We start from the raw sequence: 15,043 nt of genomic DNA, 5'->3' as shown, positions 1-15,043 counted from the left end.
CAATCTCTGGGTTTTCAGGCAGCCTTTTGGCATTTCATGGTTGTTACACCCTACATTGTTTCCTATTTTCCATCGGGTTCACCACATTTTACTTCTGCGACCATAATAAATTTTCGCCATCTTTTCTATGTAAACGCGCAAAAATCAGGCTTGCCAAGACCGTCATACTGCCCATAGCCACAAAAGTACAACGGAAACCCGTTTGTATGGTGCCATCTAACAGGGGTGTTTGACTGAAATATTGCAGCATGGCAGCACCCAATGCAATGCCAAATCCAATGGCAAGCTGTTGATTAACCGTCATTAAACTGGTACCGCTGGCTGCCTGAACGGGGCGCAAATCCGCCAAAGTGAGCGTGTTCATACTGGTGAATTGAATGGAATTACACACACCCAAAGCAATTAACTGCGACAACAAAATCCACCAAGGTGTTGTGGCGGTTGTGAGCGCGAAAGAGGCGATAATCATGCCAATCAAACAGGTATTGACCATCAATAAACGGCGATAGCCCAAACGCCGCATCAAAGGTTGAATCAAGGGTTTGGCGGCAATGGTTGCCAATGCCACAGGCACCAAAGCCCAGCCTGCTTCAGCTGCGCCGCGCCCAAAGCCCACTTGCAACAAAAGGGGCAACAAAAACGGGACGGCACTCATACCCAATCGACTGGCTAAATTGCCCGATAAACCCAAGCGAAATGTGCGTACTGCCAATAAATCTCGTCCGTATAACGGTTGTGGGTCAATCTGGCTGTGTCGCCAATACAAACCCAAAGCCCAAAATGAAAGCAAGGCGCATAAAGCAGAAAACAGTTGCGCGTTCTCGTGTTGCGCCACTTCTACCGCCAAACTCAGTCCTGCTGCACCGCCACCAAACAGCAAAAAACCTGTTAAATCAAAATGGCGTTTGCCTTCTTGTAGACCCCGAAAATCAGGCATAATTTTCAATGTGAACCATGCAGCCAGTAAACCAAAAGGCAGGTTAATCAAAAAAATCCAATGCCAAGAAGCGTACTCCACCAAATAACCACCCACCACAGGACCGATAACAGGTCCAATCAAAGCAGGCATAATCACAAAATTCATCATGCTGACCAAACGGCTTTTGTCGTAAGCACGCATAATGACCAAACGCGGTAAAGGTGCCAACATCGCACCACCTAGACCCTGCACAATGCGTGCAATAACCAAAGTGGACAAATTAGGGGCAGCAGCACACAAAACCGACCCCGCCACAAACACCAACAGCGCAATGAAAAAAACCTGTCGCGTACCATAACGGTCGCACAAAAAACCACTTAATGGCATCATCAAAGCCAGCGTTAAAGCATAAGAGACGATTGCAGATTGCATTTGCAATGGCGATTTACCCAAATCGTTTGCCATGCTGGGCAAGGCGGTATTCAATACCGTTGAGTCCAACATTTGCATGAAAACCGCCAAAGCCAAAAGCACAGGTAAAAAACGCGAAACAGGGGGCATCGCATGAACATTGCTTGACATGATTTGTCCTTAAAGTCATTCATGATTACAGGCTGCCTGAAAGCCGTTTCAAGCAGCCTGAAAAACCTTGATTGTAATTTTGAGTGGTCTATTCAAGCAATTTCTTTTTGAGAACAGCGATGTAGTAGTTGGTAATTTTGCTTGACAAGCTACTCAAAAACACGCATATTCGCGCCACAGAAACAGGGGTGCTGCCTGAAAATCATTTTCCTGATTGCCAGCGGCTGAGATGATACCCGACCTGAACAAGATAATGCTTGCGTAGGCACGTTTCACAATCTATTTTTTAATCAAGATGATGGACTAAATGGTTTTCAGGCAGCCTAAAAACCATGTTTTTGTCCATCAATCAATTTGATGCAAATGGATTGGCTTCTGTTCTGTTTTTTGTTTACAAAGCAACAGGAGTAAACCATGAAAACCGCCTTCTCGCAACAACATCTCTCTGACATTCAAAACGATTTAAATCTGCAATTTCGTTACCCCAGTTCCGAACGCATCTACCTTTCAGGCAGCCGCGATGACATTCGCGTTCCCATTCGCCAAATCATTCAGTCCGACACCATCACACAAAACGGCGTGGAAACCAACCCACCCATTCCCGTTTACGACACCAGCGGCGTGTACGGCGACCCCAATTTAAACATTGATTTAAAAAAAGGTTTACCCAAAATTCGCGAAAACTGGCTGATTGAACGCGGCGACACCGAAATCCTGCCCACCCTCTCCAGCCAATACGGACAAGAACGCGCCCACGACCCAAAAACCGCCCATTTGCGCTTCAATCAAATCACCCAACCGCGCCGCGCCAAAAGTGGCAAAAACGTCAGCCAAATGCACTATGCCCGACAAGGCATCATCACGCCCGAGATGGAATTTGTCGCCATACGCGAGCGCATGAAATTGGATGAACTCTTCAGGCAGCCTGAATACCAAAAATTATTAAAACAGCATACAGGTCAATCATTTGGTGCAAATTTACCGCGCCACCCCGATGAAATCACCCCCGAATTTGTGCGCCAAGAAATCGCCGCAGGTCGCGCCATCATTCCTGCCAACATCAACCACCCCGAACTTGAACCCATGATTATCGGGCGCAATTTCCGTGTCAAAATCAATGGCAATTTGGGCAATTCCGCCGTAACCTCATCGCTCACAGAAGAAGTGGAAAAAATGGTATGGGCATTGCGCTGGGGCGCAGACACGATTATGGATTTGTCCACAGGCGCACACATTCACGAAACCCGCGAGTGGATTATCCGCAATGCACCCGTGCCAATTGGCACAGTCCCCATTTATCAAGCCCTTGAAAAAACAGGCGGTATTGCCGAAGATTTGACTTGGGACTTGTTCCGCGACACATTGATTGAACAAGCCGAACAAGGTGTGGATTATTTCACCATTCACGCAGGCGTGCTATTGCGCTATGTGCCGCTCACGGCAAATCGTTTGACGGGGATTGTGTCGCGCGGCGGTTCAATTATGGCCAAATGGTGTTTGGCACACCACAAAGAAAATTTCCTGTACACACATTTTGACGAAATTTGTGAAATCATGAAGGCTTATGATGTATCGTTCAGCTTGGGCGATGGTTTGCGCCCTGGTTGCATTGCCGATGCCAATGACGAAGCACAATTCAGCGAATTGCACACTTTGGGCGAACTCACGGCAAAAGCATGGCAACACGATGTACAAGTGATGATTGAAGGGCCAGGACACGTCCCCTTGCAGCGCGTGCGCGAAAACATGACGGAAGAATTACAACATTGTTTTGAAGCACCATTTTACACACTTGGGCCGCTGGTTACCGATATTGCACCAGGTTACGACCACATCACATCAGGCATTGGTGCGGCCAATATTGCTTGGTATGGTACGGCGATGTTGTGCTACGTTACCCCGAAAGAACATTTGGGGCTACCTGAAAAAGAAGACGTACGCACGGGCATCATTACCTACAAATTGGCAGCGCACGCAGCGGATTTGGCCAAAGGCTGGGTGGGCGCACAATTGCGCGACAATGCGTTGAGCAAAGCGCGATTTGAATTCCGTTGGCGCGACCAATTCCGTTTGGGACTTGACCCCGAACGTGCCGAAAGTTTCCATGATGAAACTTTACCAGCCGAAGGGGCGAAAATTGCCCATTTCTGCTCCATGTGTGGTCCAAAATTTTGCTCAATGAAAATCACGCAAGAAGTGCGTGAATATGCCGCACAACAGCAGGGTTTGCAGGAAAAAGCGGTGGAGTTTGTGCAGAAAGGTGGGGCGATTTACAGTTAATTATCATGATTGCACCAACACAAACAGGCTACCCAAAAGCTTCAGGTAGCCTGTTTGGTTATGATATGGTCGCAGAATTGAAAAAGCAGTAGCAGTACACAGCGGACATTGTTGCCTTGTACTGCTTTTTCAATTCTACTACAACTATATATCAATGACTTCTATCCCAAACACACGTTATCAATCGCATTTTGCGTTCTCAAAATGCGTTTCAGGCAGCCTATCTATGCTGCCTGAAACATTTGGGTATTGACTTGGTTAAGTCATGTACGGTCGTTTGAGCTGTCTGATGAACATAGGTTCTTAATCACGATTAAATTCGCTGTCGCTGTGGCGCACAAAATGATAAGCGTTGATTTCAAAACCATGTTGGAAATACACACGATGCGCCACCGTACGTTCGCTGCTTACATTACTGTCCAAATGCAGTTGCATGATGCCTGCTTCATCAGCAATACGTTGCACTTCCGCCAACAAACGACTGGCATAACCGCGTTTGCGACTTTGTGGCACAGTAACAAAATCATCAATGTGAATGTGTCGTCCGCTAACCAAATTCGTTTCTTCACGAAAACCGCATACCGCCACCGCATTGGCTTTGCCTTCTTCAAAAATCCCCAATAAACGATAGCCTTGTGCACGCTGGATTTTATTGACTTGCTCCACAAAACCATTAATATCGGTAAGCATGGGACGCAATACACTCAATGCCGCAAAAGCCGTTGCCGTTTCAGCAGGCAATATTTCACGCAATACACTTTGCGTGCTTTGTTGCTCACGATACTCTGCTACCGCTTCAGCAACCGCAATATCTTCTACCGATTGGCGTTGCGCCTCTTCCAAATTCTGTGGCGGTAAGATGCACTCTGCCTGTTCGCTTTTTTCCATGACATCTTCGGCAGGCATCACGCGCAAATCATTGTCTGCCGCAAAATCCATCAAAAAACGAAACATACTGGGATTGATTTCTTCCAATTTAGCATCAATCGCCACGCAGCGAACTTTATCAATCAAAATCGGGTGTACCCATTCATGATAAGCAAGGCGATTTTCCTTATTAAACGAAGAAAGAATGCCACACAATCGCTCCGCCCAATCTGAAGGACGGAACACTTTACCATTACTGGTTGTTCCATGAATGATGATTTCGCGAACAGATTGGTCAGACATGACCACCCCTGGAATGAAAGTTAAAATTACCGTGATTATACCTGATGAAGCACAGATAATAAAACGTCAAAACAGAATAAAACAAAAACCGCCCAAAATGGACGGTTTAAAATTTGGTTGCGGGAGCAGGATTCGAACCTACGACCTTCGGGTTATGAGCCCGACGAGCTACCATGCTGCTCCATCCCGCGTCTGAAAGAAATTAAATAGTACAAGTTAACTTGAAATTAGTCAAATCAATTTACATAAATAAATATTTACACACACAATCAAACCACCAAACCCTAAAAAACAAACAATATTTTACACTTGCTATCCACATATTAGGAATTTATAATCTGCAACTTGAATAATTTCAGAAAAATCGGAATTAATGATGGCAACAGGCAACCACGTCTTTCATTTTACAGTAACCCACGTCAATCTGGCTGCTGTACTCCATGCTTTACGCAACCAAACAAACTTACCAAGCAACATCATTGAAGCCGATATCCGCAACCTGATGAACAAAGGCATAGAAGGCAAACGCCATGCGGTTGATTTACTGATTAAATACAATCTTGCCTACATGAATTATACCCAAAATGCCGTTGTTTCACATGACGGTAACATACATTTTGCCCAAATCAAATGGTTCATCAAACCCCTTTCAAGCAGCCAACTGTCTTATAAAAAATCCACAACAACACAAAAGTCCATATCATGAACAAAATCATTTTTACCACACTCATTACCACCATCAGCGCATTCAGCATTTCCGCCAACATTGAAGGCAAATGGCAAACCATTGATGACACAAGCAAAAAACCAAAAGCCATTGTTTCTATTGAAAAAGAAGGCAATCATTATGTGGGAACCATTGTCCAACTGTCCGAAGGTGTACCTGCATCATGCGCCCAATGTGCCTATACCCAACCCTTAATTGGACTGCGTGTACTCACGGATTTAAAACAAAAAAATGAACACAGCTACACCGATGGCAAGATTTTTGACCCCAAAGGCGGAGAAACCTACAAAGCCAAAGCCACTTTATCCAAAGACGGTAAAATATTAGAAGTTCGCGGTTTTGTGGGTATCTCACTATTCGGTCGTACGCAAGAATGGAAACGCATACCATAAAACCATGCTGAACTTTCAAGCAGCCCCAACGCACTATTTCGGTGTTTTCAGACCGTCTGAAATTTTATGGTCATTTCACATTAACACGCACAAGACAACAACACCCTAGCGTACACCCAACGCTGTATGATTGGTATTTGAAACAGCCATAAATCCAAAGGCTGCCTGAAAACCGATATTTGTGTTTTCAGGCAGCCTTGTTTATTTTGAATTTCAGTTAAATCAAACAATTAAACCACAATGTTTACCAATTTGCGATTGGGCGGCAAGATGATTTTTTTCGCTGTTTTGCCTTCCATGAATTTTTGTGCGCCTGCGGTGGCGAGTGCGGCTGCGATGATGTCGTCATCGCTGGCATCGGCAGCAATCATCAATTCATCGCGCAATTTGCCGTTTACTTGAACCACCACTTTGATTTCGCTTTGCACGAGTGCGGTTTCATCGGCTTTCAGCCAGCTTTGTTCGTATAACTTGCTGTTTGGATTGAGTTCCGCCCACAAAGTTTCACAAATGTGCGGCACAATGGGCGACAACAAAATCAACACCGCTTCCAACACCTCACGCGCCACCGCTTGACCGTTTTCGCCAGTGCAATCGGTTTTGTCGTATTGATTGAGCAATTCCATCACTGCCGCGATTGCCGTGTTGAATTGCTGACGGCGGTCGTAATCATCGGTAACTTTCGCAATCGTGCTGTGCAATTTGAAACGCAAATCTTTCAGGCTGCCTGAAAGTGAATTATGCTCGCCTGCAAATGCGTTTACCGAATTGCCGCCTTGTTTCACAAACTCATACACCGTGCGCCACAAACGGTTCAAGAAACGATATGCGCCTGCCACGCCCGCGTCTGACCATTCCAAAGTTTGCTCGGGCGGAGACGCAAACATCATGAACAAGCGAGCCGTGTCCGCGCCATAAGCGTCAATGATTTGTTGGGGGTCCACGCCATTGTTTTTGGATTTGGACATTTTTTCCACGCCACCCATTTGCACGGGCAAGCCGTCTGCATTCAAAATCGCGGCGATGGGGCGACCTTTTTCATCGGTTTGCACGGTAACATCGGCTGGGTTAAACCATTGTTTTTTGCCGTCTTCTTTTTCGCGGAAATAAGTGGCTTGCAACACCATGCCTTGCGTCAATAATTGCTTAAACGGCTCGCGCACAGGCACAATGCCCTCATCGTTCATCAATTTGGTAAAGAAACGCGCGTAAAGCAAATGCAAAATCGCGTGTTCAATGCCGCCAATATACTGGTCGGCTTGCCCCCAATAGGCTGCCGCGTTCGGCTCAACCATGCCGCCTTCAAATTGGGGCGACATATAACGGAATTGATACCAGCTTGATTCCATAAAGGTATCCATGGTATCGGTTTCGCGTTTGGCGGGTTTGCCGCAGTTGGGGCAGGTGGTTTCGTAAAACTCGGGCATTTTTGCCAAAGGCGAACCCGCACCATCGGGAACGACATTTTCAGGCAGCACCACAGGCAAATCTTGTTCAGGCACAGGCACATCGCCACAATCATCGCAATGCACAATCGGAATCGGGCAACCCCAATAACGTTGGCGTGAAATGCCCCAATCGCGCAAACGGTATTGCGTTTTAGGCTCGCCCAATCCCAAAGATTGCAATTTTTCTCCCATTTTTTCAAAGGCTTGAACATAGTTCAAACCGTCAAATTCGCCCGAATGGATTAACACGCCATTTTCTTTGTCGCCATACCAATCTTGCCAATTTTGGTCGTCATAAGGCAGATTGTTCACATTAACCACTTGTTTGATTGGGAAACCGTATTTACGCGCAAACGCAAAATCGCGCTCGTCATGCGCTGGCACGACCATCACCGCACCATCGCCATAGCCCCAAATCACATAGTTTGCCACCCACACAGGCAACTCTTCGCCATTGAGCGGATTGATGACGTAACGTCCTGTTGGCAAACCCTTTTTCTCCATGGTTGCCATATCCGCTTCTGCCACCGAACCTGCTTTGCATTCGGCAATAAACGCTTGCAATTCGGGATTGTTTTCGGCGGCGGCGGTGGCAAGAGGGTGTTCTGCCGCCACCACCACCGCGCACGCGCCAAAAAGCGTGTCGGGGCGTGTGGTATAAACTTGAATGTATTGAGAAAAATCATCGGGCAAACCCGCTTGGCTGTTTTCAGGCAGCCTGAAACGCACCGTCATGCCTTTGGATTTGCCAATCCAGTTGCGTTGCATGGTTTTGACTTGCTCGCCCCAATCCAAGTCATTCAAATCGTTCAACAAATCTTCGGCATAATCGGTAATGCGGAAATAGTACATGGGGATTTCACGTTTTTCCACCAACGCGCCACTGCGCCAACCGCGACCGTCCACCACCTGTTCGTTTGCCAACACGGTTTTGTCCACAGGGTCCCAGTTTACTGTGCCTAACTTGCGGTAAACAATGCCTTTTTTAAACAATTTGGTAAACAAAAGCTGTTCCCAACGATAATATTCGGGGCGACAGGTTGCCAATTCGCGTTCCCAATCCAGCGCAAAACCCAATGATTTTAATTGGTTTTTCATGTAATCAATATTGGAATACGTCCATTCGGCAGGGGCAACTTGGCGGTCAATGGCGGCATTTTCGGCAGGCATACCGAAAGCGTCCCAACCCATAGGCTGTAACACATTGTATCCTTGCATTTTTTTGAAACGCGAGCGCACATCGCCAATGGTGTAATTGCGGACGTGCCCCATGTGCAATTTGCCGCTTGGGTAGGGGAACATGGACAGGCAGTAAAATTTGGGTTTGTCTTTGTTTTCAATGGCATTGAAAGCGCGTTCTTGTTCCCATTTGGCTTGGATTTGGGGTTCAATTTGGGAAGGTTGGTATTGTTCTTGCATGATTTTGTTTCACATTTCAAATAAAAAATTAACGTGTGATTATAGCAGTTTTCCCAAACATCGCGTTTTCAGGCAGCCTAAAAACGCGAAAAATTGTTTTTAAATCAAAATTAAAAACCGATAAACAAGAATATTTTGTTTATCGGTTTATTCTTCGGTAAGCAAAATCACAATTTACCCAACAAAATCAACAACACACGGCGCAATGGCTCTGCCGCGCCCCACAGCAACTGGTCGCCCACCGTAAACGCGCTGATGAACTCATCGCCCATCGCCAATTTGCGAATGCGACCCACTGGTGTGGTCAAAGTGCCAGTAACCGCCGCAGGGGTCAATTCGTGAATGCTGGCTTCTTTCGTGTTTGGCACAACTTTTGTCCATGCGTTTGCGCTGGCGATGATTTGCTCGATTTCGCTGATGGGCAAATTTTGTTTCAATTTCAAGGTAATCGCTTGGCTGTGGCAACGCATTGCGCCCACGCGCACGCACAAACCTTCCACAATCACAGGCTGGCTGTTGCCCAAAATTTTGTTGGTTTCCACGCCGCCTTTCCATTCTTCTTTGGATTGACCGTTGCCCAAATCCACATCAATCCATGGAATCAGGCTGCCTGCAAGCGGTACGCCAAAGTTTTCTTTCGGATAATTGTCGGAACGCAAGAAATCCGCCACTTTGCGGTCAATGTCCAAAATCGCGCTGGCGGGGTCGGACAATTCGCTGGCAACTTGGCTGTGGATTGCGCCCATGCCGCCAATCAATTCACGCATGTTTTTCGCGCCTGCGCCTGATGCGGCTTGGTAAGTCATGCTGCTTGCCCATTCCACCAAACCGTTTTGGAACAAACCGCCCAACGCCATCAACATCAACGATACGGTGCAGTTGCCACCAATGTAGTTTTTCACGCCATTTGCCAAGCCTGCGTCAATCACATTGCGGTTTACGGGGTCAAGCACGATAATCGCGTCTTCTTTCATGCGGAGTGTGGAGGCGGCATCAATCCAATAGCCGTTCCAGCCGCCATCGCGCAAGGGTTGGTAAACCTGTTTGGTGTAGTCGCCGCCTTGACAGCTGACGATGATGTCCATTTGTGCCAGTTCGTTAATGTTGTTCGCGTCCAGCAAAGTTTTGGCTGCCTGACCGAAATCGGGTGCCGCACCGCCTGCGTTAGACGTGGTAAAAAAATGCGCTTCGGGAATGTGGGCGAAGTCGTTTTCTTCACGCATACGCTGCATCAGCACCGAACCAACCATGCCGCGCCAGCCAATAAATCCGATTTTTTTCATGTGCATGTTACTCCAATTTGATTTAATGCGGTTTCAGGCAGCCTATTTCGGATAAGCTGCCTGAAAACTCATATTTATTATTGTTTGCGTAAGCAAACCACGATGGCTGCATTACGGTTTTTCCAGTTAATTGGTATCACAAAAGAGCGGTCTTTTCGTGGCAGTAAAATTTCATCAGGCGCACCACGCAAAACGATGGGCACGGAGATTTCAAATTCTTCGCCAAATTCGCTGCGGGCATTACCTGCAATGGTGTTGGCAACCTCACCCACCAAGTCAATCATAAAGGTTTCACCTGTATCACGTTCGCCCATTAAAATTAATAGACGTTCCAATAATTCTTTTGGTGCGGTAAAGTACACAATACCTTTGCTTTTACCTGAAATGGCAATCACACCTGTGAAATCTCTAGCAGAAGGTATGGTATTTTCAACCAAATAAGGTGTACCAACAACCAATTCCTCTGGATCCATGATTTGACCGAAGTATTTTTGTACACCTTCTAAAAAAACCTGTAATTTATCTTCTTTCATTTCTTAATTCTCCAACATTTCTTCTAATGCTTCAAACAATTCTTCATCTGTGAATGGCTTGCAAATGAAGCCTCGGGCACCAAGTTGTAATGCTTTAATTCCTGTTGCTTTATCCGACAGTGCCGAAATGACCAGAATATTGGCATTTTCATCAAAATCGGTAATCTCATAAATGCACTCCAAACCATCCATTCGTGGCATGGTTAAATCCATTGTAACCACATCTGGGCGATGTTGCTTATACAATTCAACTGCTTCTAAACCATTGGTGGCAGTTGCAACCACTTCAAAGTTCATCTGTGAAGAACCTCGCGTAATGCGGTTTCGGATGACATTGGAGTCATCTACAATCATCAGTCTTTTACTCATAAAATCATTCCGTCTTGCTTAAAGATTTAATGTTGAATTACTTGGGAAAAGTGAAAGTAAAACGGGTATAAGCACCTGTATGCGTTGCCACACCAATCTTACCACCCAACGCAGCAACTCGGTCTTTGATGATGTCCAAACCCACACCACGTCCTGCATCTTCAGTTGATTCGTCCAAAGTTGAAAAACCTGAACTGAAAATCAAGCCCAACAATTCTTTGCTGCTTAATTGTGCCGCAGTCTGTTCATCATACAATCCCAAACGCACTGCTTTGGCACGAATGGCTTCATAATCAATACCTTTACCGTCATCTTCCAATACCAAAGTATAGTCATTGCCATTTTCTGTCAGCGACATACGGACATGACCTGCAGATAGTTTACGTACTGCTTGGCGACGTTCTGCTGTTTCTATACCGTGTACGACTGCATTACGCAAAAGTTGTACTGCAATTTCACGAATAACCGCATCGGTACTTTCATTTTGCGTAGATGCCACACCTGAATAAGCAAAATCCACTTGTTTATTATTGCGTTGTGCCAAGTCTGCCACAAATTGATTGTAATAATTTACCGTAGCAGATTCAGTAGGCGATGTTTTGTTTTTGGCAAAGCCTTCACCAATGGTATTGTTGCCCAAACGATGCACCAAATCTTCAATGGTTTGGGTTAATTTCATCAATTCTTCCAAATGCACCGCCAAGCCCAAGAAGTCCTCACCTGATAATGAAACAGATTGCGACAGTTTTTTCAGCTCTTTTTCTACATTTTCTGCCATAACCGTAAAGCCGTGCAATTTTACGGCACTTGCTTCACCTTTTAAACTGTGTACTTCACGGAAAATACTTTCTACTTTGCCACGCAATTCTGTGTGTCGCTCGCCTGGTGCTTTCAAAGTATTGTTGATGTTTTCAGCACGGCGTTTAATGCTGCTCACAAAGCTATTAATCATGCTGCGGTCAGCCTGCAAAATGGTACTGAGCATTTCCAACTGTACGTCATTTTGCTCACGCTCTTGCTCAATTTTGCGCTCCAACTGAACGGCATCGGTTACATCGGACACGTTTACCAATACACGCGCAATTTCTTTACCGTGATACACGCGATTGAATTTGAAATCGAGATAACGAATGTCATTTGCGGCACGACCTGGTATTTGCATAGGTTGGCGTACCAAAGGATTCAAGCTACTGATTAAGCGTTCTTTGGTTTTCGGATTATAAAGCTGACCGATGAATGCGTGTGTGGTATTCAAATCTTCATCAGAAATCAAACCACCTAAAATGTCCATCAAGTTGCGATTACCAATGTTTTTTTGTCCCAACAAGGTTTCCAGTTGTTTGGAATATTGCGAACCAATGTTCAAATCTTGGTCAAGCAGGAACAAACCTGTATTTACCGTATCCATGATTTCGGTGGTTTCACGACGTGCTGCTTCGGTTGCCAAATCAGATGCGAACAATTTACGCAAACCCAAGGATATGAATAACACAAAGAAGAGAATCGCACTTACCACACCTGTTGTTTGCAACCAAGTCAAAATATTGGTGCTTTTTTGCACCTCACTTTGCAGATTCTGTTGCACTGCTTCTACATGCTCATTCAAGTTTGCCGAATTACTCTTCATGCGCAATACCGCCAAATCCAAAGGCACAGATGTAGCAGTGGGTAAATTTGCGGTTTCTAAATAGCTGTCTATGTCTTTGGAAATCGGTTGCCACAATGCTAATATCTGTTCCAAATGACCGAAATTATCACCTGTTAATTTGGCAACATTAGTTTCTTGCCCATCAGAAAGTTGGAATGTACCACCATCATGCAAAACTGTTACGCCTTGTTGGAACAAACCTTGTGCATGACGCAAGGTTTTTAAGGTACTCACAATGTGTGGACTGTTCGGGTCTTCACCGTAGTTGGTTTTCAAGTTCAACAACGCCTCACCAATTTCATGTGTTGCCAAATGCAACTCGGTTACCGTACTCAATTCATCGGCGTTTTTGCGTACTTGTGCCGACAACAACAAAGAGCCAACCATCAAAACAGAAATTGCGGTCAAGAAGACAGCAATCAAAACAATCATGCCACGATAGCGAGCAAACATACCTTTTGTTGTTGCAAGCTGTTGGGGATTTTGAGCAGCCATAATTTCAATTCCAATACATTTTATAAGTTACCAAACATGGAACAAAATAAACAAACCAACTGGAAATGCCAAATGATTTGTGTCAAATTGCCCAATTTCAAAACAAAACAATATTAACCTATTTTTGCTGAATATCATACCGTTTTTAACACATTTATCCAAGCAAAAATACCCGACAATCGCGTTGAGTTGGCTCAAAATGCCAGTATTCAGTATGCCAAATTATCCAACAAATACTCACTCAAAACCCACATAAGTTTGACACAAAACAAAAAATTTTTACTCAATACACGCAAATTGTCGTTTACGCAGCAAAAATGATATGATGCACATCGTTTCATCATCATAATTTAAAGCCGCCTGAAATGAGAAAATTTGATGTCCCTTTCCTTGCTTTATGCCTGTTGTTCAGCCCTTGTGTTTTGGCAAATGATTTTGTCTCACACCATAATGAACAAACACGCCATTTTAATCCTCAAGCCAAGATACACATCATCAATTTTTGGGCAACTTGGTGCGCTCCCTGTCGCGAAGAGATGCCTGCCATGAGTCATTGGCATACTCAAAAAGGCAAAAAACACCGTGTACAAATGGTAGGCATCGCCATAGACAAGCAAGAAAATGTAGCGCAATTTTTAAAACAAACCCCAGTTTCTTATGAAATTTGGCGTTACACAGGTTCAAACAGTCGCGCTATGATGAAAACATATGGCAATCCAGTTGGTGTTTTGCCTTATACGCTGGTGCGTGCACCACAATGCCAGCAAGAACAAGCGATAACAGGCAAAGTAGATGCGGATAAACTGGACAAAGCAATCGCCAATTTAACGAAACAATGCCCCAAACTGGCTGCCTGAAACCCAAACCGCATCATGACACCTTTATTACACAAAATCACATTAATCGGAGTGGGTTTAATCGGTGGCTCTTTTGTGCTTGATGCCAAACGCCACCAATTAACCCAACGCGTTTGTGGCATTGACTTGGACACAAACAATTTAAAACGCGCTTTGGAACGGCGTGTAATAGATGACGCACGTACAGAAATTTGCGCTTCGGCTTTATCTGATGCCGATTTGGTTGTGATTGCCACACCAGTTGCCACCCTGCCTGAAATTTGTCGGCAGATTTCTCCTTTGCTGCCTGAAAACACCATTATCAGCGATGTGGGCAGCACCAAACAATCCACGATTGCGGCTTTCAGGCAGCATTTACCACACCATTTCAGTCGTTGCGTTGCAGCACACCCGATTGCGGGTTCTGACCGAAGCGGTGCAACTGCCGCACAATTTGGTTTATACGACAACAAAAAACTGATACTTTGTCCACACGAAGCACAAGATGAAGACTGCCTGAAAACGGTGGAACGACTTTGGCAACACGTCGGCGCACAGACCCATCGTATGAATGCAGCAGAACACGATGCCATTTTTGCTGCTGTATCACATTTGCCACATTTATTGGCATTTGCCTATGTGCATCAACTTTTGGACGACCCCAAAGGTAAAGAATATCTGCATTTTGCAGGCAGCGGTTTTCGTGATTTCACACGCATTGCTGCCAGCAATGCCCATATGTGGAAGGACATCATTTTGGCAAACCGCCCTGCCCTACTGGATTTAATCGCTGCCCAACAGCAACAACTCAATCAATTGACCCAAATATTGCATAATCAAGATGCTCATGCACTGCTAAATTATCTGGCCCAAGCGCGTGAAGTACGTGAACAATGGGGACAAAACAATGGCTGAATTTTTCAGGCTGCCTGAAATACCGTC

13 protein-coding genes, 1 tRNA gene and 1 riboswitch are annotated in these 15,043 nt (G+C 45.3%); of the genes, 5 read left to right on the top strand and 9 right to left on the bottom strand.

Annotated features, from left to right (window positions below):
• Window positions 1-88: 88 nt before the first annotated feature.
• On the bottom strand, window positions 89-1,501 hold the full coding sequence (locus Q4B82_RS00255; RefSeq protein ID WP_303064415.1) for a DHA2 family efflux MFS transporter permease subunit: 1,413 nt from the start codon (window positions 1,499-1,501) through the stop codon (window positions 89-91).
• 174 nt (window positions 1,502-1,675) lie between these two features.
• Window positions 1,676-1,787: riboswitch (TPP riboswitch) on the top strand.
• A gap of 128 nt (window positions 1,788-1,915) precedes the next feature.
• Between Q4B82_RS00255 and thiC the strand changes: the two genes are divergently transcribed.
• On the top strand, window positions 1,916-3,781 hold the full coding sequence (gene thiC / locus Q4B82_RS00250; RefSeq protein ID WP_303064414.1) for a phosphomethylpyrimidine synthase ThiC: 1,866 nt from the start codon (window positions 1,916-1,918) through the stop codon (window positions 3,779-3,781).
• 303 nt (window positions 3,782-4,084) lie between these two features.
• Here thiC and Q4B82_RS00245 read toward each other — a convergent pair whose 3' ends face one another.
• Entirely contained in the window at window positions 4,085-4,951 is an 867-nt protein-coding gene (locus Q4B82_RS00245) for a GNAT family N-acetyltransferase (protein ID WP_303064413.1), read from the bottom strand.
• A 114-nt stretch (window positions 4,952-5,065) separates the two neighbouring features.
• Window positions 5,066-5,142 (bottom strand) — tRNA-Met (locus tag Q4B82_RS00240).
• Window positions 5,143-5,327: 185 nt separating this feature from the next.
• On the opposite strand from Q4B82_RS00240, the gene Q4B82_RS00235 reads away from it, so the two are divergent.
• The gene (locus Q4B82_RS00235; RefSeq protein WP_303064412.1) at window positions 5,328-5,657 is read left to right on the top strand and encodes a hypothetical protein; all 330 of its coding nucleotides are present in this window, start codon (window positions 5,328-5,330) and stop codon (window positions 5,655-5,657) included.
• On the top strand, window positions 5,654-6,070 hold the full coding sequence (locus tag Q4B82_RS00230; RefSeq protein WP_303064411.1) for a DUF2147 domain-containing protein: 417 nt from the start codon (window positions 5,654-5,656) through the stop codon (window positions 6,068-6,070). Before Q4B82_RS00235 ends, Q4B82_RS00230 begins: the two co-directional genes overlap by 4 nt.
• Before the next feature lie 80 nt (window positions 6,071-6,150).
• Here Q4B82_RS00230 and Q4B82_RS00225 read toward each other — a convergent pair whose 3' ends face one another.
• The 6 genes from Q4B82_RS00225 to Q4B82_RS00200 form a co-directional block, all read right to left on the bottom strand.
• Complete coding sequence (locus Q4B82_RS00225; protein WP_303064410.1) at window positions 6,151-6,300, bottom strand: hypothetical protein; 150 nt, start codon at window positions 6,298-6,300, stop codon at window positions 6,151-6,153.
• The gene (leuS, locus tag Q4B82_RS00220) at window positions 6,301-8,937 is read right to left on the bottom strand and encodes a leucine--tRNA ligase (protein ID WP_303064409.1); all 2,637 of its coding nucleotides are present in this window, start codon (window positions 8,935-8,937) and stop codon (window positions 6,301-6,303) included.
• A gap of 167 nt (window positions 8,938-9,104) precedes the next feature.
• Window positions 9,105-10,220, bottom strand: a complete 1,116-nt coding sequence (gene asd, locus Q4B82_RS00215) for an aspartate-semialdehyde dehydrogenase (RefSeq protein ID WP_303064408.1) — start codon at window positions 10,218-10,220, stop codon at window positions 9,105-9,107.
• Window positions 10,221-10,297: 77 nt separating this feature from the next.
• Complete coding sequence (locus Q4B82_RS00210; protein ID WP_303064407.1) at window positions 10,298-10,753, bottom strand: chemotaxis protein CheX; 456 nt, start codon at window positions 10,751-10,753, stop codon at window positions 10,298-10,300.
• A 3-nt stretch (window positions 10,754-10,756) separates the two neighbouring features.
• Window positions 10,757-11,122: a response regulator gene (locus tag Q4B82_RS00205; protein ID WP_303064406.1), complete on the bottom strand. Its 366-nt coding sequence runs from the start codon at window positions 11,120-11,122 to the stop codon at window positions 10,757-10,759.
• Between the two features lie 37 nt (window positions 11,123-11,159).
• Window positions 11,160-13,265 (bottom strand): ATP-binding protein, encoded by a 2,106-nt coding sequence (locus Q4B82_RS00200; RefSeq protein ID WP_303064405.1) that lies wholly within the window; start codon window positions 13,263-13,265, stop codon window positions 11,160-11,162.
• A gap of 365 nt (window positions 13,266-13,630) precedes the next feature.
• Between Q4B82_RS00200 and Q4B82_RS00195 the strand changes: the two genes are divergently transcribed.
• On the top strand, window positions 13,631-14,122 hold the full coding sequence (locus tag Q4B82_RS00195; RefSeq protein WP_303064404.1) for a TlpA disulfide reductase family protein: 492 nt from the start codon (window positions 13,631-13,633) through the stop codon (window positions 14,120-14,122).
• 15 nt (window positions 14,123-14,137) lie between these two features.
• Window positions 14,138-15,016 carry a prephenate dehydrogenase/arogenate dehydrogenase family protein gene (locus Q4B82_RS00190; protein WP_303064403.1) on the top strand — a complete coding sequence of 293 codons (879 nt, stop codon included), beginning with the start codon at window positions 14,138-14,140 and terminating at the stop codon, window positions 15,014-15,016.
• Window positions 15,017-15,043: the final 27 nt, after the last annotated feature.

Origin of the sequence: Alysiella sp. (assembly GCF_030525755.1) — a bacterium.
In the GTDB taxonomy this organism is placed as follows: domain Bacteria; phylum Pseudomonadota; class Gammaproteobacteria; order Burkholderiales; family Neisseriaceae; genus Simonsiella.
The sequence above is the reverse complement of the archived record's forward strand: the minus strand, read 5'-3'. Positions and strand labels throughout refer to the sequence as shown.